Genomic DNA, 24914 nt, shown 5'->3' on the forward strand with positions numbered 1-24914 from the left:
GATACTGTTATTGCAGACGATAGAACCGTATCAATACTAATACAATGAATCTTTTATGCCCGGAGAGATGGCTCGGAGAAAAAGGTCGTATCAACGAGGGAGTAAAGTTCCTTATTGATGCGACATTTTTATGGCAAGAATTGAAGAAAAGTAAAATTTGACATATAAAATGTTTGAATCTGTGCTCGAGGGGAAGGTCTCCCAATTGGTCAACCTTCCCCCTGGGGTCGTGCTCCGTACCCCCTCAGGATTCGACATTTTATATATGAACTAAAGGTAAAGACCTCGGAGATGAATTCTTCGAGGTCTTTTACCTATTTACCAAGTTTTATAGTAATAAACGTGGATGTACAATTGAAAAAGGCTTGGTGGGCGGCCAATCCTCCTAAGAAGGGGGGTGTCTTTTAGGCCGCTTTCGGAAGCGTTCCTGGATCTGCTCCTTCTATTAGATAATCAATATACGGTACGGAGAGAGTCTTAACTGCTTTTACTTTTTCTACGAGAGCGTCACGGATGGGGATTCCAGTATCGAGAGCATTTCGATTGCCGCTAAAGTTGAAGCCGTCTCCTCCGGTAAACATGAAATCGTTGGTTACCACACTATAGAAGGTCTCATTATCGACAAGTGAGCCATCAAGTAGGCGCATGGAGGTGATTCTATTGCCAGCGGGTGCAGCGGGGTCATAATAGACCTTCACTCCGGACATTTGAACCCAGCCGATGTTGGAATTCAGGATTCCATTTTCAAGCACTCTCTTGAGGTCTGAACCTTTGAGTTCCATTTTGACCAAGGTATTATCAAAGGGCATGACTTCATACATTTTTCCCATAGTGATGTTACCTGCGGGAATGGAGGCGCGAATCCCGCCACCGTTGGTAATCGCGATCTGGGTGCCCGCCTTTTCATTCATTACATCACTGACCCATTCTCCTAAGAGAGACGTTCCTTGTTCTTTACTATGAGTCAGTTCCTTATCGGTTGTACCAAGAACTTCTTCAAGCACGGGTGCAAGTTCTTTATCCCATTTTTCATAAATGGCTTTGACACTTGAATTTTCCATAAGGTCTGTTTTTTTGTATAGATCGCTAGAAACGGAAGGGGCAATCCCAACGAATACATCGTTAATATTAAAGCCAATTGCCAGCTTAGCTAAGGATCTTCCATTATAATAAGCCTGAACGATGGGAATCCCGTTGACGCTACCACTGACTGTCGTATGGGAGTGGCCAGAAACAATGGCGTCAATGCCGATCGCATTTATGGCCAGATCTGCCGCTTCTCCGGTGATTTCTTTCGTTTTTGCGTCTTGGAAGGCTCCAAGATGAGTTAGGGCAATCACATAATCTGCTTGGTCACTTAATTTTAGGTACTTTGCCCAATAATTTGCACTTTGTGCTGGGTCTCTAAATTCAAGATTTTGGACAATTTCAGGCTTCGTCTTATAAAGGGTTTCTGGGGTAGCTAAACCAACGAATCCAATTCGTTTTTCATCGACGGTGACAACTTTATACGGTTTAGCCCAAGAAACAGCTTTCCCGGTGTTCTTGTCGTAAATATTTGCGGCGAGGAAGTCAAAATCTCCATCCTTTGCCCACGTTGCCATCTTATCGGTTCCCCAATCAAACTCATGGTTACCAACGGCAGAGGCAACAAGATCAATGGAGTTTAAGAATTCCGAGACAGGCTTTCCGTAAGTCAGATTGGAAAGGGAACTCCCTTGATAAATATCACCGGCTGAGACGACAAGGGTATCGCGATTGGCGGTTTTCGCCTTTTCAATTTCTCCGGCAAGATTAGCTGCTCCGATATTTTTGCCATCCATTTTCATGGAACCGTGAAAATCATTAAACGAAAGAATGTCAATTGTCTTATCCGGGGCTTGGAGAACATCCATCCAATGAATACTTCTGACATTCGGAGTTCTTCCGTCGGCTGAGGTTGGAAGTTGAAGATCTCCTTCGTTCACCAAACGAACCGCTGTGTTTCTTTCCTGGGTGTCCCAGTTAAAACCAACGAGTTCCCAGTTGTTATCTAAGTCGGGGTAGATTACTCCACCTTTGACCTCTTTAATGTACTTTCCAATGAGCTCTCTGACTCCACCAAATTTACTTTCGATATCCTTTTCAAGAAGTTTGGGTAAATCTTCACCCGCCTTGTAAACAGGTCCAGTGAGTAAGAGTTGTGAATTGGCTCGGTAATTATTAACGGCAAGCTTCATCGTATCCGAATCTAATACGGGTGTACCATCCATATGAGTTAAGTTGACAATGCGTGATCCCGGTTCCTTCGAGATATCCACCTGGTACTTAACCCCTGAGAACATATCATAGTTATAGCCTCGAATGTTTTCGTTAAAGGATAGGGTAAGGTCACCTTCTTTAAAGGTGTTGTAATACGTTGCGGACCATTCCATATACTGTTTAAGTTGTTTTCCAGTGACTTCAAGTAAGTATAAGGTATTATCGTATTTGTAAATCTGGGAAACTCCAGCCTTTGTAATCGGACCTTTTTGAATATTCGCTGTCGTGCTAAAGGCTGCTGCTGCGGAAACATCGGCACCTGAGTAGTGCATTTGGACTTGATTAATTAAGTCAATCATCGGGGTGTCTTCAATCTGCGAGCTGGGAATCCCTTTAACCTCTTCAGGAGGAACAAGATCATGGTCTTTAAGTTCTCCAATTATTGTTCGAGCATCCACTTTCGCCTGATCATCATAGGGTTGAAGTTTTGCTACAAGGTCAACATCTGGGGTAACGTCCTTGTTCACAGGAATTAAGCTTGCTTTTACATCGGTAGAGCGATTGGCTAGAGTAAATTTACCCTCGGAATTCTTGGTTAGCGTTAAGGTAATTTGTGCAACATTATCTCCATAACGGCTAGGTTCAGTTATGACAACATCATTGACTCGGCTTTCAGGAACTTTGGAATGAGCGTGACCAGCGACAATTGCTGCAAGCTCCGGAAAGGCTTGGGCTATGACATCTGCGCCATCATCGTTTCCGTATTCTTGTGTTGGGCCGAGATGAAGGACACCAATCATGACATCGACATTTCCTTGGAGCTCTTGAATAGCTTTCTTAGTTTCTTCAATGGGGCTTGTTACAGTGTACCCCACCAAATTGGCTGCATCCCATTTTGTAATGTTGGGATTGGTCATGCCTATAATCCCGATTTTAACTCCGCCTCTTTCAAGAATAGCATACGGAGCAGCAAAACGAGTGCCATCAGGACGATAAAGATTACCCCCAAGAACTTTTGCTTTGGATTGAGCGACGACTTTTTCTAAGGCAGGAATTCCGTAGTTGAATTCGTGATTTCCTAGGGTGTAGGTATCATACCCGATTTCATTCATGGCAAGAATCATTGGATGAAGCTCATCGTCTAGAAAAAGTTGCGAAGAATTATCCTGTATCGTATCTCCATTATCGACAAGGATCGTATTGGGGTTGTTTTCCCGTGCCTTTTTTATAATTGTTGCGATTTGAGCTAAACTTCCGTTCAAGTTGGAGGTATCTGTGGCATACTCCCAAGGTACAAAGCGTCCGTGCAAGTCACTTGTGGCTAACACTTGAATCGTTACAGTGTTAGCATCCTCTGCTCGCACGGCCATGGGTGAGAAAAGGCTCAAGCACATAACCAGTGTTAGAGCCCACGCCATCCATGGCTTAAGTTTCCGTTTTGTCATAAAGTTTCTCCCCCCTTAAATATAATGTTGAAGGTCCTTCATGACTTAAATATGCATAAGAATATGAGATATGCCCACAAAAGGGCAAATCCTCCCTTTCTGCTGTCCTAAAAATTGGGAATAATAGTTTTCTCCTCCGAATATGTTGGACTAAGTGAAGCTATTGTTCATCAGTAGCTCCTTTTTTCTCGAAAGGGGGAGAGACTTATTCAAAGGTTTTCGGTGAATGTTTTCTCCTATAATTTTAATGCTACAGCATCCTTTATTAATAGATTAAGGGAATTAACCCAAGGGAAAAGACTTGTATTTGCTTGTATTGGAACGGATCGCTCGACGGGTGATAGTCTCGGGCCTTTGGTTGGAACAAGTCTTAAGAAGCTGGGTTATTCAGTGGTAGGTACCCTCGAGGAGCCCCTACATGCTCAGAATCTAATAGCCCAAATCGATTACATCGAAAAGGAACTCAAGCCGGACCTTATCATTGCAATTGACGCATGCTTGGGAAAACTTGATAGTATCGGAAGTATTCTATTAGAGGAGTCCCCCGCGCGTCCTGGAGCTGGGGTCCATAAAGACCTACCGCCGGTCGGGGATATATCGATTATGGGTATTGTTAATGTTGGAGGTTTTTGTGAGCTTCAAGTCATTCAGAGTACTCGCCTTCATACCGTGATGACTCTGGCTAATGAAATTACACATCTGATTTGGCGCGCAATTCCAAGCACTCGGACAAAACCTATAGGGGTCACCTATCAGGAATTGGCAAGATAGACGGAGATCTAGGAAAGAGGCCTTGGAAGACAAATTCCAGGGCCTGCTTTAATTACTGGTGTTCATCGCTCAAATGTATTATTATAGACTCTCGGAGTAAAAAGGGAGGTAATCTCTAAACTGGAATGAATTAACTGGGAATTTCGTTGAACAAGGGTTATCGAGATGTCCTTCAGAGCTCATTTTTAAAAAAGGACATGCCAAAGAAGCCTAACGGTTCTCCTTTTAAAATTTGTTCAGCGATTAGGCACTTTTGGGGAAAATGACTTGTTTTAGCCCCTGCAGCTCTTTCTGCTGATGAGCATACCAAGCATCCATGTGCTGGCACATCATGATGGTGTAAATGCGTATATACCACATTTTAGTGGAACGATGCCGACCCGATTCCAGCTTGTAATCAATCTTCTCTCGTTTATTGGTTCGCTCAGAGGTGGTACGCCGCTTGTAAATGAGCTTCCACTTCTCCGAATTCCTTGGTGTTTGTGGAAAAAGTCGAGGATTGTCTGTGCTACAGGTATGAAATGTTCTTCCGTATTTAGCGGTCGAGCAGGGCTTTTTGCAAGTATTCGATGTCCGCTTCTTCATCATCGGACATCTCCATTTATGACGTTTCTGGGAATGGTCGAACCCGTAATGCCTCATTTTCTTTCCATTGGGACAAATGGGGATGCCCTCCGGTGAGATCTGAATATCCATCTCAGTTTCCGTGTTCTTCGTGCCACGCACATTCAAATCAATAAAAGGTTCAATGTTCTGGTGGAGTAAGAGATCATAAATGGGTCCCGCATCATGGGCGGCATCCAGCAACATTTTCTCCACCATGCCCAAGGTGAAACGTTGCGAAAACTCAACCGAACTCACGACAAAGCTTACTGCGTCGTGCCTGGAAGCCGGATGCAAACGGGGATACAACGGTAAGTCATACGGACTGTTTGCGGCAGTGAGTGTGTACAGGTGGTATCCGTAAAAGTATCGCTCTCGAGCGCTGTCCCATCCTGAGTTGCAGTCGGGTTGGGAATAAATGCGGGGATGGTTGCACTTCGTAAGGCCTTGGGCATGACACTTACACGTTGGTTTACTTCGGGGATAGGCTGCGGTGACAACAGGGGTACCGTCACCCGCGAGATTGAGCGTACCCATATTTCCGATCAATCCGAGTCTCGCGGATACTGCAAGAAATTGAGACTGGAAGAAGTGAAATAGAGGGTCCATAGGCAAATCTTTTTGTATATCCATATGGGTCGTCATCCAATGGACTAAGCGTTTAATTCGTCCGGGTGTTGTTGTTGGAGCCTTTTCACCCTTCTTTCCCTTTTTGGGTTTGCGCTTACGTCTTTGTTTAGGAGATTTTAAATTCTGATCCGACGCTACCCATAATCGTGCAAAAAAAAAATAGAACGTCCCTACGCCAGGAATATCACCCGGTTCAAACCCGCTAAGAATTGCATAAAGAGGAACCCGGTACAGCTGATCGACCCAAGCAGTAACCCCAATTGCCGGGTTAGTAAGCAAAAAAAGCAGATAGGAACGAAGCATGGCAGAAGGATCACGTGGAGCAGGCCCTCTAGCACTGTAAAAATCCTGAAGCATCGCGGCTATACCGGTTAAGTCGGTAATCCAGAGTTTCGTAATGATGGGCCAATCCTTATGGACTAAAGTAAGCACCCCTCCAGAATAATGCTGTTGCAGCTGTTCAATGACAAACTCTTGGTACATTTCATGCGGAGTAATGATAGGTTTCATAACAAACACCCCAGGTTACAGATAGTAAGGAAAATTAGTCCTTCTGCTCTGATTTTTGGGGTGATTTCCAAAAGTCAAGTCTTTTGGACAAATAACTCAACAAAATTTACTATAGGAATTTTCCAGTTGGATGTTCATTAAAATGAAATCCCCCTACCGAAAAGTAGGAGGAATTCAATATTCATGGTTCAAGAAAAGCCTTGCACCATCTAACTCGGCGAATGCCGAGAGCCTATTTATTTATATAAGGAAGATATGATATAATTACCATATATTGGATTGGACGCTGCGAGATTTATTACATAAGCCTAACACGAACAGTTTTATCGTTGGAACCGACAGCACGAGCTTGGGTTAAGGCTGTAATGAGGAGTAGACATGGCACTAGCAAAGAGTTCTGAGAGTAAATTCATACATTACTTAAGGCGTTGTCGTGGCTTATTTATCACTATCGGAATTCTTGCTCTTATAACATATCTTCTATTTTATTGCCCTTCAACGAAACTAACTGAGGAAGGAATAATTGACCTAGTTTGTAAGCGTAGTCCACCCACCTACTTACTCCTCCCTGGACAAGTCATAGATGTGGAACAAACCAAAAATTATAAGCGGCAGAAGTTTGCTCAACTCAAACTAGAAATTTACAAAACGAAGCAAGAATTTCTTGCAGGGTTAGGTACAGGGATCAAGGGTGAGGGCGAGACGAGTTCAGAATACAAACCACTTAGAATTAACTTTAAGGATAACGTTTCTAAATTGGAAAATACGTTTCTAGAATTTTGGGCGGTAACCATCGTTACTTATCCAGGACAAGAAGTGGAACAGACTCTGATTGTCGGTACAGGCTCGAAACCTATTAACCTGAATGACCAAGTCCTTCGCTGGCAAACGGATATCGAAGCCGCCGCGAAACGCTATAACCTTGAACCTGCACTTATCGCAGCTGTCATCGAACAGGAATCCGGGGGTAATCCTGAGGCGATTAGCCTCGCTGGGGCAATCGGACTGATGCAGCTCATGCCATCGACTGCGGAGCTAATGGGTGTGAATCCCTATGACCCGGTTCAAAATATCGATGGCGGAAGCCATTACTTAAAGCTCCAGCTTGATTGCTTTGGAAATCTTCAAGAAGCCTTGGCGGCTTATAATGCTGGACCTGGCTCGGTCCAGAAGGGGGATTGGCTTAAGATCCCTGAAACGAAGAATTACATTGAGAAGATGCCACGTCTGCTTGGGAAATACGAACAAATCTGGAGAGAGAGTCAAGGAAAATAAATAAAATATGTATTCATAGAAGAAAGACTTTGGAGTGATCTTTGAATCTTTCTTCTATTTATTTACGTTAGTCATGGAAAATTTAATGTTTATAGAGTTAGTACAATATGTTATAATTACCATAAACTGGTTTTACCTTAAAGTGTATTGCAGTGGAATATTCAATTTGGAATATAAGCTATTGATTTATCTTCAAAGGAAAGAAGGGTAAAGATTTGTTTTCATGGTCCACAAAATTTGGAGTGAGAACGATTTCTAGAAAACAGTCTATCCACCTTGTTTTATTCGTTTCCGTGATTGCAATCATAACTGTAGGTGGATTTTGGTGGATGAAATATCATAATGTCAAACCTGTTGTTGCTTCTTTAACCGATGAGAAAGTCAGGGGGGGGATTCCACGTTATCTCTTCACCATAGGTGAAGAAACTAATTCATCAAGCCCTTCTAACTCCAAGTATGCTTTAAAGGGGCCCTTGGCTGTGGCAGCATCTGCTGACAAAGTGTATGTAGCTGATACAGGACACTCTCTAGTTAAGGTGTATGACCTCGAAGGTAAATTCCTATCTTCTTGGGGACAAGGAAAATTAAATTACCCCTTTGCGCTAACGTATAAGGATAATCGATTATATGTTGCCGACCCCAACTTGATGAAAGTTTTCATTTTTGATAGTGAAGGAAAAGAGCAAAAAGCGCTCATAGAGAAACAAAAATTAATGCTAACCAACGGTAAAGAAGGAGAGGTAATTCGACCAACTGCGGTTCAGGTTGGGGCAGATAACCATATTTATGTCGCAGACGTTGGGAATCATGTGGTAATTATTCTCGATGCAAATGGTAAAATTCTGAGTTACATAGGTGGTCGCGGGATGGACGACGGAAAGTTTCAGTATCCCAATGCACTTTTTGTCGATAAGAATGATAAGTTATTTGTTTCAGACTCTAATAATGGTCGAATACAAATCTTTGACTCAAAGGGTCAATTCCTCTATAAGATTACGGGAAATCAAGGGAAAACCGGACAACTTACCCTGCCAAGAGGGATAGTCGTAAGTGAATCTGGTGTTATTTTCGTAGTCGATGTCTTTCTTCATGTTGTTCGATCTTTTGATGACGCAGGTTACGAATTATGGGCCTTCGGTGGTCAGGGAAATGCAATAGGTCAATTCAGCTATCCGAATGGACTATGTCTGGATGCAGAGGGGCGTATCTATGTCACGGATCGTGAGAATAATCGGGTACAGGTGTTTGGCTATCAATAAGTGTAATCTACGAAGGAGGAGAATATAGGTGAACTTGCGGAGTGTTGCAAAGCGATGTCTTTTGATCTCATCCTTTGTTGTTTTTGTACTGTACTTTACTCTTTACACGCAAGCTGATTCTGTTAAAGCAGATCCAGTGCCTTGGACTAATCCTATTTCTGTGCATATCACTCCCTCAGATAGCATTAGTCAAATTGAGCTGAGTTGGTCCTCTATGTTACCTGCCAATGGAGGGGCGATGAGTTACCAAATTGAAAAGAGCACGGATGGAGGAGCTAGTTTTGATATTAATCTACCCCCTACGAGCAATTTGACGTGGACAGATAATCCTGTTCCTAATTACACCAATGTAATTTATCGAATTAAGAGTATTGAAACGGTTGATGCTACGACAAAGTTCGAGAGCTCCTATAGTAGGCAGGTTGATGTTTTTCCGCCTAGTGAAAATGTCCATGATAACTACATGAATAATACAAATCTCTGTAGTTCCTGTCACTCAACTCATACAGGTAAAACAGATATACTCTTGAACGAATCGTCCACATCTGCCTTGTGCTTGACCTGTCATGAAGGATTAACGAACTCCAAATATGATGTTATGAACGGGTATACAAAGACAGCGGGCGGATTGGCCCCATCCCTAGGTGGTGCCTTTGCTCATAATGGAGTCGAAGGTGATGTCTGGAAGGGTGCATCAACGACATCTTCCCATCTTTTCGATGAAACGACAGCTGGCTCTGCTCCTGGAGGCTTTAATTCGAAGCAGACAATGGGGTGTACTACTTGTCACAGTGGGCATGCAACAGGGAACTATCGGATGCTTCGTAAGACAATCGTGGTTCCGACTAGTTCTAATACCTTTAAAACTTATGATGTTTCTGTGGTAGCAGGGGCAAAGGCTAATGACCCTCAAGCAGGGGAGACTCCAGTCTATCAATCAGGAATTAATACCTTCTGTATGAGTTGTCATTCGGATTATATGGTTGGAAAAGGTGCTGGAGGGAATGGGGCAATAGTACCTTCGATTTATGAGACTCCAGGAACATATCGGCATCCTGTAGGGGTTTCTCTTGATAACTACCTTGGTGAAGGGTTAGATTTAACAACGTCTCTTCCTTTAGAAGGGGTAAATAGAGACAATAAAGACGTCATAACGTGTCTTACCTGTCATTATTCTCATGGATCAGTTGCTAAAGATATTAACATTTCTACGGTTGTGGCAGGAGATGGAAGCCTTAAAACCCATAGTTCCTCGTCTTTAAAACGTCTTGAAGGGATGGAAGTTTGTATCGATTGTCACAAGAAGTGAGTCTTCAATGCCCGGTTAACGAAAGGGTGAGTGTAGATGAGCGTGAAGAGCGATTTGAAAATAAAACCGGGGAGTAAGGGAAAAAGTACAAAAAGCTACTTTACTCTTCTCTTACTTTTTATCCTTGTGGCAATTCTTATAACGTTACAATCCCCGGTTCGTGCAGCTACGAGTGATCAAGGGAATCCAGTGGTAAGTGTGACTCACCCGTTAGTGGATGAACATCAAGTCGATAATCGAAGCGCGATTTCAGTTACCTTTGATCGTGCGATGAATCCTGCAACTCTTACCAAAGAGACTTGTATAGTGAAGGATTCTAAACAGAATATCGTTAACCTATTAAGTCTAAACTATTCTGATTCAACCCATACCGTAGTATTAATCCCAGCCTCACCTCTAAAATTACAGTCAGATTATACAGTGGAAATTACAACGGGGGTAAAAAGTAGTAACAATATACCCTTATCTGAAAATTATACGTGGTCTTTTAAGACTGCAGCATTTTCACCTACGCCCATTCTTTCGATTAGCCCCTCTCCTGGTGATTTGGCTGTAGGTTTAAGTAACAACGTTTCAGTTACATTCAATCGGGCTATGAACTGGGATACCATAAGTAGTACAACATTTACCCTAAAGGAAGTATCAGGAAGTTTAATATCTTCGAATCTTACCATTGATAATTCCAGCTTTATCACTAAATTAACTCCAACGAGTCTAAAGCCTAATACGAGCTATCAAGTTACATTATCTCGAGAAATAAAGGATAACACTGGAAACCCATTAGCTGAGGACTACTCTTGGACATTTACCACGGGGACATCCCAATACTTTAATCCTCACGGTAACTATACAACGAAATCTGCAGCCTGTAAAACATGTCACCAAACACATACAGCAGTAGGTACAGCACTTCTTAGTAATACTAGCCAAACACAGCTTTGTTATACCTGTCATGACGGTTCTGGAAGTGGTATTAATATAAAGCAAGTTTTAAACCAAACTAGCAATGATTTTACCTTTCATCCAATTAAGGACACCGGAAATCCAAAGATTGAAGCCAGTACAATAAAGTATCAGTGCTCCGAGTGTCATGACTCACACAAGCTCGAGAAAGGAAATTCGACGAAGCTACCTGGTAAGGAGCTTTGTTTTAAATGCCATAACAAAGTGTTCTATGGCGGAACGAATCCAAGCGATGATACCATGCAATCAAAGTTTTCTGATACAGCTACGTTACAGTTTAACTTGCACGATTTGGCTAAAGATGGAACTGCTGTGCATGGTAATTGTAATGACTGCCATGTTTCCGCTCCGCACGCTTCAACTCGAATCGGTTTGATTGCCTTGGTAGGTGACGAATATGGTGTAAATTCAAAGATTGAAGCGGATAGTACATTAGCTTCACCTGGTACTTGGGCGAAAACATCGTGTAATACAGTTTGTCATCCTGCTGCGACTCAGTCACTTCAGCTACCTCAGCAGCCTTTAGATCCTCTTTCGCCAGGAGAAGGAACAGCGAGTACCCCGACAACTCCTGAAACGTCTGCAAGTGAGACAGTTCCAATTGTGACAGTGCCTACTGACACTAATACTACGACTAGTCCACAACCTACTGAAATTACACCCACCACTCCAGTTTCGACTCCAGCACCAACTCTTGAGTCTACACCGACTGAAACACCAAGTATGAGTACTATACTTAGTAGTACTGTCTCAATAACGCCTTCAAATTCTACCTCACCTATTCCCTAGCGACTCAATTAATCCGCTCACTTCCAGCATGTTCTCAAGCGACACTCCATAACCGATGGAAGAGTTCGAGGTGCTCAAATAGGAGACTGCTCCGATGAGTTTTCCGTCTTGTACGATGGGACTACCGCTCATTCCACACACGATACCGCCAGTGTGACGGAGCAGGGTTTCATCTTCAATCACAATTTTAAGGTCCATGTTTCCTGTGATCTGTGGGATTACACCATAGATAGATATCTTAAATTCTTCGATCTGATTGTCTTTGACTACGGTATAGATGGAGGCCTGGCTCCGCTTAATCGACTCCTTTGAACCGATCGGGAGAAGACTATCGAAGAAGGGACTGGAGACCTCCCCTCTGATTTTGCCGAAAATCCCAACCTCGGTATTAAGTTCGAGGATACCAGTAAAGTCATTGAATTTGTTTAGATACCCAAGCTTCTTGCCAGGAGTATCAGGATTTCCCTTTCTAATCGAGGAAACATTCGAGAGGACAATCGTATTTTTGCTAAGGGGCTCTTGGGGTATTCTACAGAGTGGATGCCCGAGGGCCCCAAATTTTTGAGTCAGGGGATCATAGAAGGTGAGGGTTCCAAGTCCATCGTCGAGTGCTTTGATTCTTACCCCAAGCCTGTAATCTTTAGTATGCAGGTTGAGATAGGGCTTTACTTTTTTATTGAGGGTATGCCCGTGACGGGAGATCTGGAGGTCGATTTCCTCTTTTTTGAGAGCTGCCTCATTGATCAGTCGGTGGAGCTCTTGTTCCGAGGAGATCGATTTTCCCTCGACTTCAAGAATATGATCATTTACCTTTAGACCCCATTCTCTAGCTGGATAATAATAGATGCCGTTGGCCTTCATCACTGGAAGTAAATCAAAGATTTTAAATTCTTTCCTTAGGAGCTTCATTCCGATGGAATGTCCACAAGGGAGCAATTTAATGTTAGAGAGAGTTCGAGAACGTTCAGTGTTCATGGTTCCTCACTCCTAACTCTGGGATTCATTCGATCACGCCAAAAGTTTAGGAACGAAAACGGAGAGAAGGAATGCAAAGAGGGCAATATAGATACAGAGTTCAAGGAGGATGAGGGGGAGGCTATTCGCGTATTTAGAGGGATGCTCAGCTTCTTCGATAGCTTCTGAGGCTGAGGCTAATTGTTCGTACTCTAAGGGGTGCTCTTCTTTGAGGTGATGCTTTGAGATTTTCCCGTTATACCAGACTGAACTGGAAGGGAAAACATCGGGATTGAAATGTACCCAGAAAAAGTGTCCGATGGCGACGGCCAATAGACAGACAACGGCTTCATTACTGTGGGCAACCCGGAAAAGTTCAATAACCCAACGGGGCATGATGGCAGCGGAGACGTTTGGGAACCATAGGATAAAGCCACTCATTCCCATAAGGAGGATTCCATAGATGACAGCGAAGTATTCGAACTTTTCTAGATAGGTGTAGCGACCGTAGAGTGGGCGTTCCTTACGAATTCCTAAGAGGTACTGAACATGGTGGAAAGCATCGCGAAAGTCTTTCCAAGTCGGAAGCATGCTCCATTTTGGTCCGTCCTTCCGAAAGAGCTTGATAAGCCAGATAATGTGGTAGACTCCACTTAAAAGCATGACAATGGCGGCAGTTAAATGGACATAAAGCATGTTGTCAAAGCCACCAAAGAGGGAAACAACATATTTCGCCCCACTCATATGAGCGTATTTTATGGGAAATCCCGTCAGACAGAGGAAGAAGATACTAATGAAAAGGATAAGGTGTTGAAGGCGCTGGCTTTTATTAAATCGTTCGATTTTATCCGGTAAATAACGCTTTAATTCAGTCATCTATTGATTCCTCCCTTCGTTTGGGGCTAGATGTCCCAATTGTCATGATGATCCTTTTTCTCATCTCTACGATTTCTTAGCTTGCGAAATAGTTCAAAGATGGCGATGGTACAATCTTTAAGAATATCGAAGAGAATCAATGCGATAAAGAATTTCCAGACCACCCATAACCAATAAGCACCCTCTTTTTCGTTGTCATAAGGTGTAAGGTGTTCCGTTCCTTTCGCAAAATTAGACTGGGGAGTACTATGGCATTTGGCACAGGTGTCAGGCACGTTTTCTTTGGCAGTACTCGAATCTGGGTTCGTGGGAGGAAGTATATCATGAGTTCCATGACAGTCAATGCAGGTCGCGGCTTTGAGTGACCCTAGATCTACCGCAGTCCCATGAAAACTATAGTGATAGGCTTCCGTAACATCTGAATGACATTTGATGCAGGTATTGTGAACATTGAGTTTATTTACACTCGATTCTGGGTTATTAACAGGCTGGATGTTGTGGATTCCATGACAATCGGTACAGAGTGCCCCAATTCCACCACTTAAGGAAGGTGAATGAATGCTCTCATGGCTAACTGAGGCATGACAACCGATACACTGATTGTTCATATCGAGTTTGAGATTCGGAGTTTCTTTGTGTACATAAAGATGGCAATCTGAGCACATCAGAGATTTATGAGCGGATTGCTCCAAGGATCTGGGGTCAACGTCGACCTCACAATCTTTCTTGCCATGGCAGGACATACAGAGGTCATCGCTTTCACTCTGAGTTGTTTCGATTACAGGTGCGGGTTTTTCGACAAGTTGAGGTAAGGAAATGGTGAGTAAGACGAGTATTGCGAGAAAGAGAAGTTTAAACCCTAATCTTTTTTTCTTCATCGAGAAGCCTCCTCTCTTGTGCGTAGTCACCCAATTGAAGATTGCTTCATTGAATGATTCTGAAACCTTCTCTGGTAAGGCTCTGAATCGTATTTCTATTGGAACCGAAAGGGTAACTAATCAGGCAAATTTAGTTATAATTCTGGAGTTTCCTTCATAGATTTAAACGTTGAGGCATTGGCCTCACCCCCCATCCATAAATTAAATGCTAATGCTCGAATGCTTTTGCTTGTCTTAGTTCCTAAGGCATGTTGAAGTTTGGGTATAATTTCCTGTGAAATTTAAGGGATTAAGTTAGCATGGCAAGAGGGAGATGCTGTTTGGCATGAGAAAGTAATCCTATTCACAATCAAGCAAGGAATAATAGTCATTTTCCCAAAGTCGGAAAGATGGCCTGTGGGAGGGTCTTCTGGTCGGACCATTAAAAAACTTGCAGAGAGGTTTTTTCAATTTATTAAAACGAGGGTGATTTTGTATACAATGCTCAATACATGATATGCGCATTGACCTTGTCCATTACACAAATGCAAAAAAAAATGTAGGGGACGACCTGAATATCGTTCCCTACAATTACCTCTGGAATTTTCATTTTTTGCAACCTCACTGGTAATTGACTCACTTTAATTTTGTAATTTCGATTTCGGCCCTCTCAAGTAGTGCTTTGGCTAAGGCGTAGTTATGTGCGCCTTTCGAGGCGTCGGAGGTAACATACATGTAGTAGGTACGAGCGTTATTGAATTGAACGACTTTAGGGTCCTTTGGATCAATGGTTTTAAGCTTTTTCTCCCAGCTATCAAATAGAGGTTTGAGTGCTTCTAGTTTCTTGGAAATTTCATCTTGGCGTTGTTGAATTTTTGTGATTGTATTGGAGGGGTCATAGTGGCAGGTGATGCATTTGTCTTGCTTGAACAGGGTGGTAAATTCTTTATAGTTCATCTGTGTCGTGAGACGTGTTGTTCCCAGGGCATCGTAGGTGGCTGTAACACCAGGGACCATAAAATCGTGTTTTAGGCCATTGGTGACATGACAATCGGTACAAGAGAAAGTATCCTTCATCGAGGCCCATTTATAAGAAGGCTTGGAAGGAACATCACCAACCCCAATTCCTTCAATCATTTGCTTTTGGGAGTGGTGAACTTCTTTCCCAAGAGTAACCGTACCAGCCGTATGACATGTCGCACAGGACTCCCATCCACTATTTCGCACGGTAATCATCTTATCTCCACCCATGTTATGGCATACCAAACAGGTGATACCTTCACGATCTTTGGCGTATTTGCCACCTGAATAGAAATCGGTGAGTTTGGCATTGTTATCTCGAAGGATGGCTGTTTCAGAATGGCAACGGATACAAGCGTCTTCATAATCAAAGGATGAGTCATTTTCCTTTTCAGAAAGCAGAGTAGGGAACATCTTAAAATGTTGGCTTTTTCTCACTTGATCAATGATACTGACTGCTTTAATGGCTTGCGTCGTTGTTTGCTGAGCACTGGGTTCAGATTTTGAAGGTTCAGATGTTGTCGGGGTCGACTTGCCACAGCCGATGAGTATGAGCGTAGCTGCGAGAAGAGTTACGGCTAAGCGGACGACTGTTCGGAGTTTCATGCACTTCCTTCCTTTCTTAATTAAAAATTATCTACAAAGGGTCAAAGAACACCTCCTTAAATTAGTTGCCCCTAATTAAGTCAGTAGTTACGATGGGATAGACTCTAAATGTTCATTTGATACACTATATTATCTTTCTCGAGAGTTCATGTACTGAAGTGTATGTACAAAACACCCTTGTTTAAACAAATATTCACATATAAAAACGAATAATTTGCAGAGTACTCTCCTATCTATTAATAACACAAAAAACACTATATGTAAATAATATCCAAAACAACAAAAATATGTTATAATACCTAAAGGAAAATTGGTACAAATGAAAGATGCCTCACACTATGGACGTCATAATACCTCTGTAAAAATCAAATGGTAAGAGGAAGGAGTACGAAACATGGCCCAAAAGAAAGAGCTTCACTTAAGCCGGAGAACGGTTTTGAAGACTGGTCTTTTCCTGGGAGGCGCACTTGCTCTCGGCATTATTCCCAAGGGGGTCAAGGCCGATTCGCCCTCGACTTCTGAGGGGAGTTCTACGAATGGGAAAAAGCAGCTCGCCTTTCTGTACGATGAGACAAAATGTATAGAATGTGCGGCCTGTGTAGCTGCGTGTCGAAGAACCTATCAGTGGGAAGAAGGGGTGGAGTGGCGTAAACTCTTAGCCACAAATACGAATGCCTTGTCGATGAGTTGCAATCATTGTGAAGATCCGGCTTGTGTAGAAGTTTGTCCGGTAAAGGCGTATGCAAAAAGAGAAAAGGATGGAATCGTCACGCATAATCCGAAGCGCTGTGTTGGGTGTAAATATTGTCTTTATGCCTGCCCATATCACGCTCCTCAATACGGAGAAGGGTCCGGGACGATCACTAAATGCCAATTCTGTTATACGCTTCAGGACGAAGGGGAGAAGCCTGCGTGTGTAAAGGCATGCCCTGTCAAAGCCCTACAATTCGGAGAACTTAATGAATTGATGAAGACTCCGGGTGCGGTCCGCGGGATGATGAAGGGGTTACCCTCTCCAGGAATGACTAAGCCCTCGTTCGTGATTATTCCCAAGAAGTAACACATAGGGAGGAAAGGATATGGAATTACATTGGGGCTGGCTCATTGGGATTTATCTTTTTCTGGGCGGTCTAGGGGCAGGGGCGTATTTACTGGCCTATGCTGCTGAGAAGGGGTATCTGGGAGAGGCATCAAGTTTAAGTAAGTACGGGTATTATATTTCTGCACCGCTCGTAGCGATCGGGGCGGGGCTTCTAATCTTTGATCTCGGGCAAGGATTACATAAGCCTTGGTTAATTATTGGGATGTTCCTCAATTTCCAATCGGTGATGACTTGGGGAATCTATATATTATCTGCTTTTATCGGAGTTGGTCTACTTCGGGCCTATTTTGCCTGGAAGGATAAAAAAGCTCCAGAAATTCTTGGCTTGGCAGGTGCCGTCTTAGCCTTTTCGACATGTGCTTATACTGGACTACTTCTGGCCGTTGTCAAAGCGGTTCCGTTTTGGAACTTTTATTTGATGCCCGTTATTTTCGTCGTGAGTGCTTTATCCACAGGGCTCTCTTTGAATTCGATACTTGCCCATCTTTTTGAGAAAAAGGAGTTGCAAGAGGGCAAAGCCAGTGAAATTCATCTCGCACTCGTCGGTATCGAAATCGTTCTTCTCACGATGTTCTTCGGAATTATATTAACTGGGGTAAAGGGACCGGTTGCACTCGCTTCAGCAAATAAAATTCTCTTCGGCGAACTTTCGCAAGCATTTTGGGTGGTCTTAGTAGGTATGGGCTTGGTTGGTCCCTTCCTCTTCTATGTCTATCATTTGTACCGGATGCGCAGTAGGGTTAAGCTTAAAGAGATAGGATTCGGTATGGACAGCGTACCTGTTCCAGCAGTCTCCACAATGGAGGAAACGTCAATTTCAAAGGGATCGGGTCATACTGGAAGCAAAATAGCGGTTTGCCTCTGTGATGGGGCTGTCATGCTCGGAGGATTGGCACTTCGCTGTCTCATCGTTTTTGCTGCGGTACCGGTTTGGAATGGGATGTTAGGCTAAAAAAATAATTGTTTTATTGACATTTGGATTGTGTTTTCATATAATAATCATTGTCACGCGGTCGTGGCGGAATGGCAGACGCGCTAGGTTCAGGTCCTAGTAGGGGCAACCCTGTGGAGGTTCAAGTCCTCTCGACCGCACCAATATTTAAACTCTAAAACCCTTGATAGTTAAGGGTTTTTTCTTTTTTTATACTGAGCACACTGAATTCAAGCTAAAAAGGGATTTGAAATTGAATTGGGTACGGATTGAGTACGGAATTTTGACTTGGTACGAAATTTAGTTGCTCTCGAGAAATTTTTGGATTATAACTATTAAATTTGTCAGCCAATTCACGGCTGACTTTTTTTGTTACGTGGGTGTAAGTATCAGCTGTCGTTTGGTATTGTTTGTGGCGAAGTCTTTCTTGAATAGCCTTCAGCCACTCTCCCGATTCCTCCCTATGAACATTCACGGACATGCCGAATATACTGTACTAGACTTCTCTCTGTAAATTTGACAGTAATGTAACTGACGGAGGTGGTAAAGAGATGCTGTGGATTTTACCGATTTTAGCATTTCAGCTGTTCGTAATTATCATATTATTGATCCGCATTTTGCATGAGATTGAGGAGCTCGAGCACCGTAAAAAACGACATGAACACTAAGTGATTTGACCGGGCTTTGTGCCTGGTCTTTTCTATTTTACATTGGTCCAGATATCCCTCGATTACTTTGCATCATCCGCTCAGCCAGGACTAAGAAGACCATCAAAGCAAAAACAACCCCCATTTTTAGATACTCTATATCGTCTCTTTTTCTAAATTCAGGTCCTAGTCGGGGCAACTCGGTGGAGGTTCAAGTCCTCTCGACTACACCAATCATGAGCTTAAATAACCAAGGTGCCTTTTTATATGTTTGCATAAGTACTTATTTTTTTGTTTTTTATAAAAATTTATTTGTGAAAAAAGGAATTTGGATAATCTCATCGAACTAATATTCATAATAATATGAAATATGAGAAAAATAGAATTTTGAGGCTTGGGAAAGTGTCTTGAAAGAATTCTAGCAAAAACTAGAAACGGAAAGGGTGGGGGAGTTGAAACATATATACGAGGTAAGCTATGCACAATTGGATGAATTAGTTAAAGTGGTTAATCAATATTGGGATACACTCAGCGAGCGCCCTATGATTAAAGAAGAGCTGAAAAGTCAAAGTTACTGGGAAGAAGTTCACCGTAAGGGGCGTCTAATTGTATATAAGGCAGATAATAATGAGGTAGGTGCGATCATGGCCCTTCTCAAAGCAGATAAGAATGTTACTATAGACGTCTTCTTTATTGCTCCTCCTTTTATGGAACAAGGCATTGAGCCCAAGATGCTTCGAGTTGCTGAGAGAATTGCAGTCAATTGGTCGGCCGAACAATTGAGTTGGATATTTTCTGGGAAAGAGGATATCGAGAAGGAATTTCCGATATTCCAACAGCTAGGCTATGTCTTGCATTGTCCAATGAATCAAAAAGGGTTTGTGCTACTTGAAAAGAAAGTCGTTTAATATTATGAATGTATGGAGATTCATCGGAAGTAGGGGGAACTCTGCATTTTATAAGCTCTCGTTTCAATGAACGAATACTGCTGTATAGAGGTTAAAATAAGGATAAAAAGGGGATATTCGCTTGCCTATAGGCCTAAGGTCCTATAGATGAATAGGACAAAAGGGAAAATATCAAGAAAAGAGAGAATGTTAGAGGTATTATGTTTTTTTTAGCGAATTATGTCCTATTATATTGAAATATGCATACAGTATGCATACAGTACAAGAGCGGGAGAAAGTTATGCGATTAGTGAATATAGCGTATGTTGATGAAGGAGAGGTATTAGCAAGACCCCTTGTTAGTCCGAATGGAAAAATTCTTCTTCAAGCAGGTATAGCACTTACTCAAAACTATATCCAGAAATTAACCTACTTAGGAATCGATACGCTATTCATAGAGGATGATGCGTTTCAAGATGTGGAGATTTACTCTGCAGTATCTGTAAAGACTCGAGAAGTCGCGTATTCTTCTCTTCAAAACTTAAGTAAGCATGTTCAAGAAGAGCAACTGCATTCTTCAAGCTTGCTTCAGATTGAGGCTGCGGTACAGGCTATCATTACCGATTTGCTCTATAGCAAGGATCTTCTTGGAAATGTTCTTGAAATCCAGGGCTATGATGATTATACTTATCATCACTCGGTTAACACCACGATCATCGCTTTAATTATGGCTATTGCTATGGGGTGGCCAAACCATAGACTATTAGAGCTCGGAATGGGCGTTTTAATGCATGATGTGGGAAAAGTCAAAGTTCCTCAGGAGATCCTCAATAAGAAGGGTCCTTTGACCAGTGAAGAGTTTGATGAGATTAAGAGACATGCCGAGTATGGGTTTGAAATTCTTAGGAAAAATCAAGACGTAAGTTTACTTTCTGCCCATGTAGCACTTCAGCACCAAGAACGCTGGAATGGATCCGGGTATCCTCGCGGGTTAAAAGGGACTCAAATTCATGAATACGGGAGAGTTGCTGCCGTAGCGGATGTCTATGAGGCCTTGACAAGCAAGAGGGTTTATCGGAATGCAATGCAACCCTATGAAGCATACGAATATGTAATGTCTAATTCTGAAACTCTTTTTGAGCCTAGTTTAGTGAAGAATACCTTCTGTCGGTATATCACTCCTTATCCCACTGGATCAGGAGTTCACTTAAGTAATGGACAACGTGGAAATGTTGTTCGGCAAAATTGCGACTTTCCAACTCGTCCTTTCGTTCGAATGACGCATGAGAGTGAAGCGCGGTTAATTAGTCCGATTGATTATAATTTGGCTGAGCATCCTTCGCTCATGATTTTAGGGATAGAAAATAAGTAGCTAAGAATTAGTTAACAATTATCTAACAATTAGCTAAGAATTAAAGAAGCAAAATGAACGACATGAGGTTCATTTTGCTTCTTTTTTTCATAGTGCCTTAAGTTTCTGCTACTTAAGCGGAAGTCTCTGTGTTGCATAGCCACTGAATAAGAGTATCTCAACACAGATGAAATAAAAACTCACTTCGCACCTGATATTTAGTTACTCCATCTTTCTAGTGCTTCTAGCCTAAAAGTGAAGAAAACTCAGAAGGTGTATGGACAGGTTTGTGACAAGAGAAGTTCTCACAGACATAGGCGGTTATCTTGTCCGATTCGACGGGATAATCCTTGACCCAGGGAATGAGGCGACTCAACGTTCCCTCCTGATAGAGAAGGGTTGAGTAGGGACGAAAGGCCGAGAAAAAGATCTTTTTCATCTCTGGCAGGTCGGAATGCAACAGATCACCCGTGAGGATGATTTCATTGCTCTGATTCAGTGCGAATTGGAGTGCCTGTAAGAAGGCCGTATATCCGGAGGGGTGATCAGATAGATTGGAGCGGAAAGCAAAGAGTTGTTCTTCAGCTCGTTTCTCCCAGTGATTATCTCCTGTGAGACGAGCAAAGCGAAGAAGATTTAGAGCAGATACGGAGTTTCCAGAAGGGAGTGCGCCGTCATAAATCTCTCTGGGACGGATAAGAAGCTCTTCAGCATCTGAGCCTGTAAGGAAGTAGCCACCCGATTCCGCATCAAGAAAGAGCTTTTCTTGCTCTTCTTGTAAGGTTAGAGCGAATTCTAAATGTTGTAGTTTTCCTGTCGCCATGTAGAGTTCAAGCAATCCCCAGATTAGGAAAGCATAGTCGTCAAGATATCCTAAATGAGCTGCTTCACCGTCCCGATACCGGGCCAATAGACGTTTCTTGGTATATAGAGTGTTGCTGATAAAGCTAACTGCTTTTTCTGCTGCTTCAGCATAGCTTGGATCGGCTAAGATTTGGGCACCTTTTGCAAGTGCTGCAATCATCAATCCATTCCACGAAGTGAGAATCTTATCATCTTTGTGCGGGTGAATCCGTTTATCTCGGGCGAGGAATAGCTTCTGACGAGATTCTTCAAGTTGTTGTTTTAAAGAATCAAGGGATAGCCCCGTACTGCTTGCAAGGGTGTCCCAATTTGCGGGGAGGAGATTGGGAATGTTCTTTCCTTCAAAGTTACCTACTTCGGTAATATCATAGGCCCGGCAGTATAGATCTCCATGCTCCGCTCCGAGTATGTCTTGAATCTCCTTCGGAGACCAGACATAGAATTTACCTTCGATTCCTTCAGAGTCAGCATCTTCTGCTGAGTAGAAACCTCCTTTAGGAGAGGTCATATCCCGAAGAATGTAAGAGAAAATCTCTTGTGCTTTTAATTTATCCTGAGGTTGGTGTTGATATTGGTAACTTTCAAGATAAGCGATGGCAAGTAAGGCGTTATCGTAGAGCATTTTTTCAAAATGAGGTACAAGCCACTTCTCATCGGTACTGTAACGAGCGAAGCCATAGCCTATATGGTCATAGATTCCACCTTTGCCCATCATGTCAAGGGTAGTTCGCACCATCTTAGCAGCTTTTTCATCGGAATGGTCCTGTGCATAGCGGAGGAGAAAAGTGAGATTGTGTGGTGAGGGGAACTTCGGGGCACGACCAAATCCTCCATAATGACGATCAAAGGTCTTCGAAAAGGTCTGATAGGCAGTCTGAAGGATTTCTCTTGCCCAAGCCTCAAAATCATTCTCTGTAGGAGAGGTGAGTGGCTGCAGGCGAACTTCTTCCTTATGAGAGGTTATCGTATTAAAGATCTCATCTGCAGACTTGCGGATTTTCTTTTCGTCTGATTTCCAGAGTTCACCGATCTGGCTTAAGATATCCATTAAACCGGCTCGTCCGTAACGCCTTTGCTTAGGAAAGTAGGTCCCCGTGTAAAAGGGCTTTTTCTCAGGAGTCATAAGAATCGTAAGTGGCCACCCCCCAGAACCGGTTAGTGCTTGACAGAATTCCATATAGATATGGTCGATATCTGGACGCTCTTCCCGGTCCACTTTAATAGAGATAAAGTAACGGTTGAGGAGCACGGCCACTTCAGAATCTTCGAAGGACTCTCTCTCCATGACATGGCACCAGTGACACGTGGAATAGCCGATGCTTAGAAAGATTGGTTTATTTTCCCTTTTAGCTTTAGCGAACGCTTTTTCATCCCAAGGATGCCAGTCTACTGGGTTATAGGCATGTTGTAAAAGGTAAGGGCTTTTTTCGTTTATTAGTCGATTAGGTTGTTTGATAGTATTCACCACAGGACCTCCAAATTTAAATACATTTAGTTTTAGTATGTCAATATGAGGGACATTTATTTGTTGAATCATTGGAGGTTTCTTCATGGCATATGTTCCCATGGATAGGGCACGTTGAGACCATAGTTCGGCTCCATAGAAATCACACTAGTACATATAGTGTCCTCTGTTCTACTAGATGTATGTTAGCTTGGAACCGACGATGGACAAAATCTATTATAGAATGCGGTTCATAAGTCTCATAGAGCACATTTCTCCACACATAGTACAACTATCTTCATGGGTAGGTGAGGATTCTTTACGATAACGCTCTGCCTTTTCACGGTCGAGGGCTAAATTAAACATTGTCGTCCAGTCCAGCGCTTGTCTGGCCTGACTCATAGCTCTATCCCACTCGATAGCTCCGGGGATGCCTTTAGCGATATCGGCGGCATGTGCAGCAATCTTCGAAGCTATTATGCCTTCTCGCATATCGTCTAAGGTTGGTAGGCGAAGATGCTCTGCAGGAGTGACGTAACATAGGAAATCTGCCCCGGCAGCACCAGCAATCGCTCCGCCAATAGCACTTGTAATGTGATCATAGCCAGGTGCTATATCTGTGACCAATGGGCCTAAGACATAGAAGGGGGCGTTATGGCATAATTTCTTTTCCAATAATACATTCGCCTGTATTTCGTTAAGGGGTACATGGCCAGGGCCCTCAATCATGACCTGAACGTTTTTTTCCCAAGCACGTAGGGTGAGTTCGCCCAGCACAATTAATTCCTCTATTTGAGATGGGTCAGTTGCATCTGCAAGGCAGCCTGGGCGACAGGCGTCCCCTAAGCTTAATGTCACATCATGTTTTGCACAGATATCCAGGACATCGTCAAAATACTCGTAAAACGGATTCTCCCTGTTGTTAAGCTCCATCCAAGCAAATAAGAGGGAGCCTCCACGAGAAACTATATGAGTAATACGCTTGTTCCTTTTAAAATGGGTTACAGTTTGACGATTAAGTCCAGCGTGTATTGTCATGAAGTCTACACCATCACGGGCATGTTTTTCAACGACACTTAAAAACTCTTCTGGTGTGATATCTTCAAGTTTTTTATCTAGAAAGCCGATGGCATCGTACATCGGAACCGTGCCAATCATGACAGGGGACATGTCTATCACACGTTGGCGGAATTCTGTGGTTTTGCCATAGTTGCTTAGATCCATAATTGCTTCTGCCTTCATGTCAATCGCTTTTTGAACCTTATCTAGTTCCAGGTCGATATTAGCGCAATCCTTTGATATTCCCAGATTGACATTAATCTTGGTCTTTAGACCTTGACCAATCCCTTCGGGACTTAAGCTTCGGTGGTTACGGTTTGCCGGAATGACGACCGTACCTTGAGCAACACGTGAACGTATAATTTCAGATGATAAATTTTCCTTTTGGGCAACGATTTTCATTGCTTCGGTGATTTCGCCTCGTTTGGCAGCAGCCATTTGTGTAGTCATAGTGTAAATACCTCCATTTATTTTGTCTTGTTTTATAGAGAACATTGGATTCTCCTCTTCGGCGGGGCTAA

Annotated in this window: 17 protein-coding genes and 1 tRNA gene; 10 read left to right on the forward strand and 8 right to left on the reverse strand. The window is 42.8% G+C overall.

Translation table 11 applies throughout. The annotated features are described in order from the left end of the window. Positions 1 to 404 precede the first annotated feature (404 nt). The gene (locus ACZ42W_RS09405) at positions 405 to 3686 is read right to left on the reverse strand and encodes a 5'-nucleotidase C-terminal domain-containing protein (RefSeq protein WP_464170233.1); all 3282 of its coding nucleotides are present in this window, start codon (positions 3684 to 3686) and stop codon (positions 405 to 407) included. 222 nt (positions 3687 to 3908) lie between these two features. On the opposite strand from ACZ42W_RS09405, the gene yyaC reads away from it, so the two are divergent. Then, positions 3909 to 4457 carry a spore protease YyaC gene (gene yyaC, locus ACZ42W_RS09410; protein ID WP_464170234.1) on the forward strand — a complete coding sequence of 183 codons (549 nt, stop codon included), beginning with the start codon at positions 3909 to 3911 and terminating at the stop codon, positions 4455 to 4457. A 243-nt stretch (positions 4458 to 4700) separates the two neighbouring features. Here the strand turns inward: yyaC and ACZ42W_RS09415 are convergent, their stop codons facing one another. Then, positions 4701 to 6200, reverse strand: a complete 1500-nt coding sequence (locus ACZ42W_RS09415; RefSeq protein WP_464170235.1) for a transposase — start codon at positions 6198 to 6200, stop codon at positions 4701 to 4703. Between the two features lie 378 nt (positions 6201 to 6578). Here ACZ42W_RS09415 and ACZ42W_RS09420 point away from each other — a divergent pair, with 378 nt between their 5' ends. The 4 genes from ACZ42W_RS09420 to ACZ42W_RS09435 all read left to right on the forward strand — a co-directional run bounded on the left by ACZ42W_RS09420 (position 6579) and on the right by ACZ42W_RS09435 (position 11795). Further along, a complete protein-coding gene (locus ACZ42W_RS09420; protein ID WP_464170236.1) occupies positions 6579 to 7475 on the forward strand; it encodes a lytic transglycosylase domain-containing protein in 897 nt (298 codons plus the stop codon). 215 nt (positions 7476 to 7690) lie between these two features. Beyond that, positions 7691 to 8734 (forward strand): NHL repeat-containing protein, encoded by a 1044-nt coding sequence (locus ACZ42W_RS09425; RefSeq protein ID WP_464170238.1) that lies wholly within the window; start codon positions 7691 to 7693, stop codon positions 8732 to 8734. Between the two features lie 28 nt (positions 8735 to 8762). Beyond that, positions 8763 to 10043, forward strand: coding sequence for a cytochrome c3 family protein (locus tag ACZ42W_RS09430; RefSeq protein ID WP_464170240.1), 1281 nt, complete (start codon positions 8763 to 8765; stop codon positions 10041 to 10043). Between the two features lie 36 nt (positions 10044 to 10079). Next, a complete protein-coding gene (locus ACZ42W_RS09435; protein WP_464170241.1) occupies positions 10080 to 11795 on the forward strand; it encodes an Ig-like domain-containing protein in 1716 nt (571 codons plus the stop codon). On the opposite strand, the gene ACZ42W_RS09440 is transcribed toward ACZ42W_RS09435, so the two are convergent. From ACZ42W_RS09440 to ACZ42W_RS09455, 4 genes are all read right to left on the reverse strand, one after another. After that, positions 11781 to 12770, reverse strand: a complete 990-nt coding sequence (locus ACZ42W_RS09440) for a SpoIVB peptidase S55 domain-containing protein (RefSeq protein WP_464170243.1) — start codon at positions 12768 to 12770, stop codon at positions 11781 to 11783. The two genes, ACZ42W_RS09435 and ACZ42W_RS09440, sit on opposite strands and share 15 nt — an antisense overlap. Before the next feature lie 33 nt (positions 12771 to 12803). Then, positions 12804 to 13625, reverse strand: coding sequence for a formate dehydrogenase subunit gamma (locus ACZ42W_RS09445; RefSeq protein WP_464170245.1), 822 nt, complete (start codon positions 13623 to 13625; stop codon positions 12804 to 12806). 26 nt (positions 13626 to 13651) lie between these two features. Next, on the reverse strand, positions 13652 to 14503 hold the full coding sequence (locus tag ACZ42W_RS09450) for a hypothetical protein (protein WP_464170247.1): 852 nt from the start codon (positions 14501 to 14503) through the stop codon (positions 13652 to 13654). Between the two features lie 615 nt (positions 14504 to 15118). Continuing rightward, positions 15119 to 16108 carry a hypothetical protein gene (locus ACZ42W_RS09455; protein ID WP_464170249.1) on the reverse strand — a complete coding sequence of 330 codons (990 nt, stop codon included), beginning with the start codon at positions 16106 to 16108 and terminating at the stop codon, positions 15119 to 15121. A gap of 394 nt (positions 16109 to 16502) precedes the next feature. Between ACZ42W_RS09455 and ACZ42W_RS09460 the strand changes: the two genes are divergently transcribed. The 5 genes from ACZ42W_RS09460 (at position 16503) to ACZ42W_RS09480 (ending at position 21047) form a co-directional block, all read left to right on the forward strand. Continuing rightward, positions 16503 to 17168 carry a 4Fe-4S dicluster domain-containing protein gene (locus ACZ42W_RS09460; RefSeq protein WP_464170251.1) on the forward strand — a complete coding sequence of 222 codons (666 nt, stop codon included), beginning with the start codon at positions 16503 to 16505 and terminating at the stop codon, positions 17166 to 17168. A 19-nt stretch (positions 17169 to 17187) separates the two neighbouring features. Continuing rightward, positions 17188 to 18162, forward strand: a complete 975-nt coding sequence (gene nrfD / locus ACZ42W_RS09465; protein WP_464170253.1) for an NrfD/PsrC family molybdoenzyme membrane anchor subunit — start codon at positions 17188 to 17190, stop codon at positions 18160 to 18162. Between the two features lie 57 nt (positions 18163 to 18219). Then, a tRNA-Leu gene (locus ACZ42W_RS09470) sits at positions 18220 to 18305 on the forward strand. Positions 18306 to 19240: 935 nt separating this feature from the next. Beyond that, entirely contained in the window at positions 19241 to 19696 is a 456-nt protein-coding gene (locus ACZ42W_RS09475) for a hypothetical protein (RefSeq protein WP_464170255.1), read from the forward strand. Between the two features lie 280 nt (positions 19697 to 19976). After that, positions 19977 to 21047: an HD-GYP domain-containing protein gene (locus ACZ42W_RS09480; RefSeq protein WP_464170257.1), complete on the forward strand. Its 1071-nt coding sequence runs from the start codon at positions 19977 to 19979 to the stop codon at positions 21045 to 21047. A 223-nt stretch (positions 21048 to 21270) separates the two neighbouring features. Here ACZ42W_RS09480 and ACZ42W_RS09485 read toward each other — a convergent pair whose 3' ends face one another. Further along, positions 21271 to 23358, reverse strand: coding sequence for a thioredoxin domain-containing protein (locus ACZ42W_RS09485; protein WP_464170259.1), 2088 nt, complete (start codon positions 23356 to 23358; stop codon positions 21271 to 21273). Positions 23359 to 23571: 213 nt separating this feature from the next. Continuing rightward, positions 23572 to 24843, reverse strand: a complete 1272-nt coding sequence (gene thiC, locus ACZ42W_RS09490; RefSeq protein ID WP_464170262.1) for a phosphomethylpyrimidine synthase ThiC — start codon at positions 24841 to 24843, stop codon at positions 23572 to 23574. Positions 24844 to 24914 lie beyond the last annotated feature (71 nt).

The sequence above is a fragment of the Desulfitobacterium elongatum genome, from assembly GCF_055378975.1.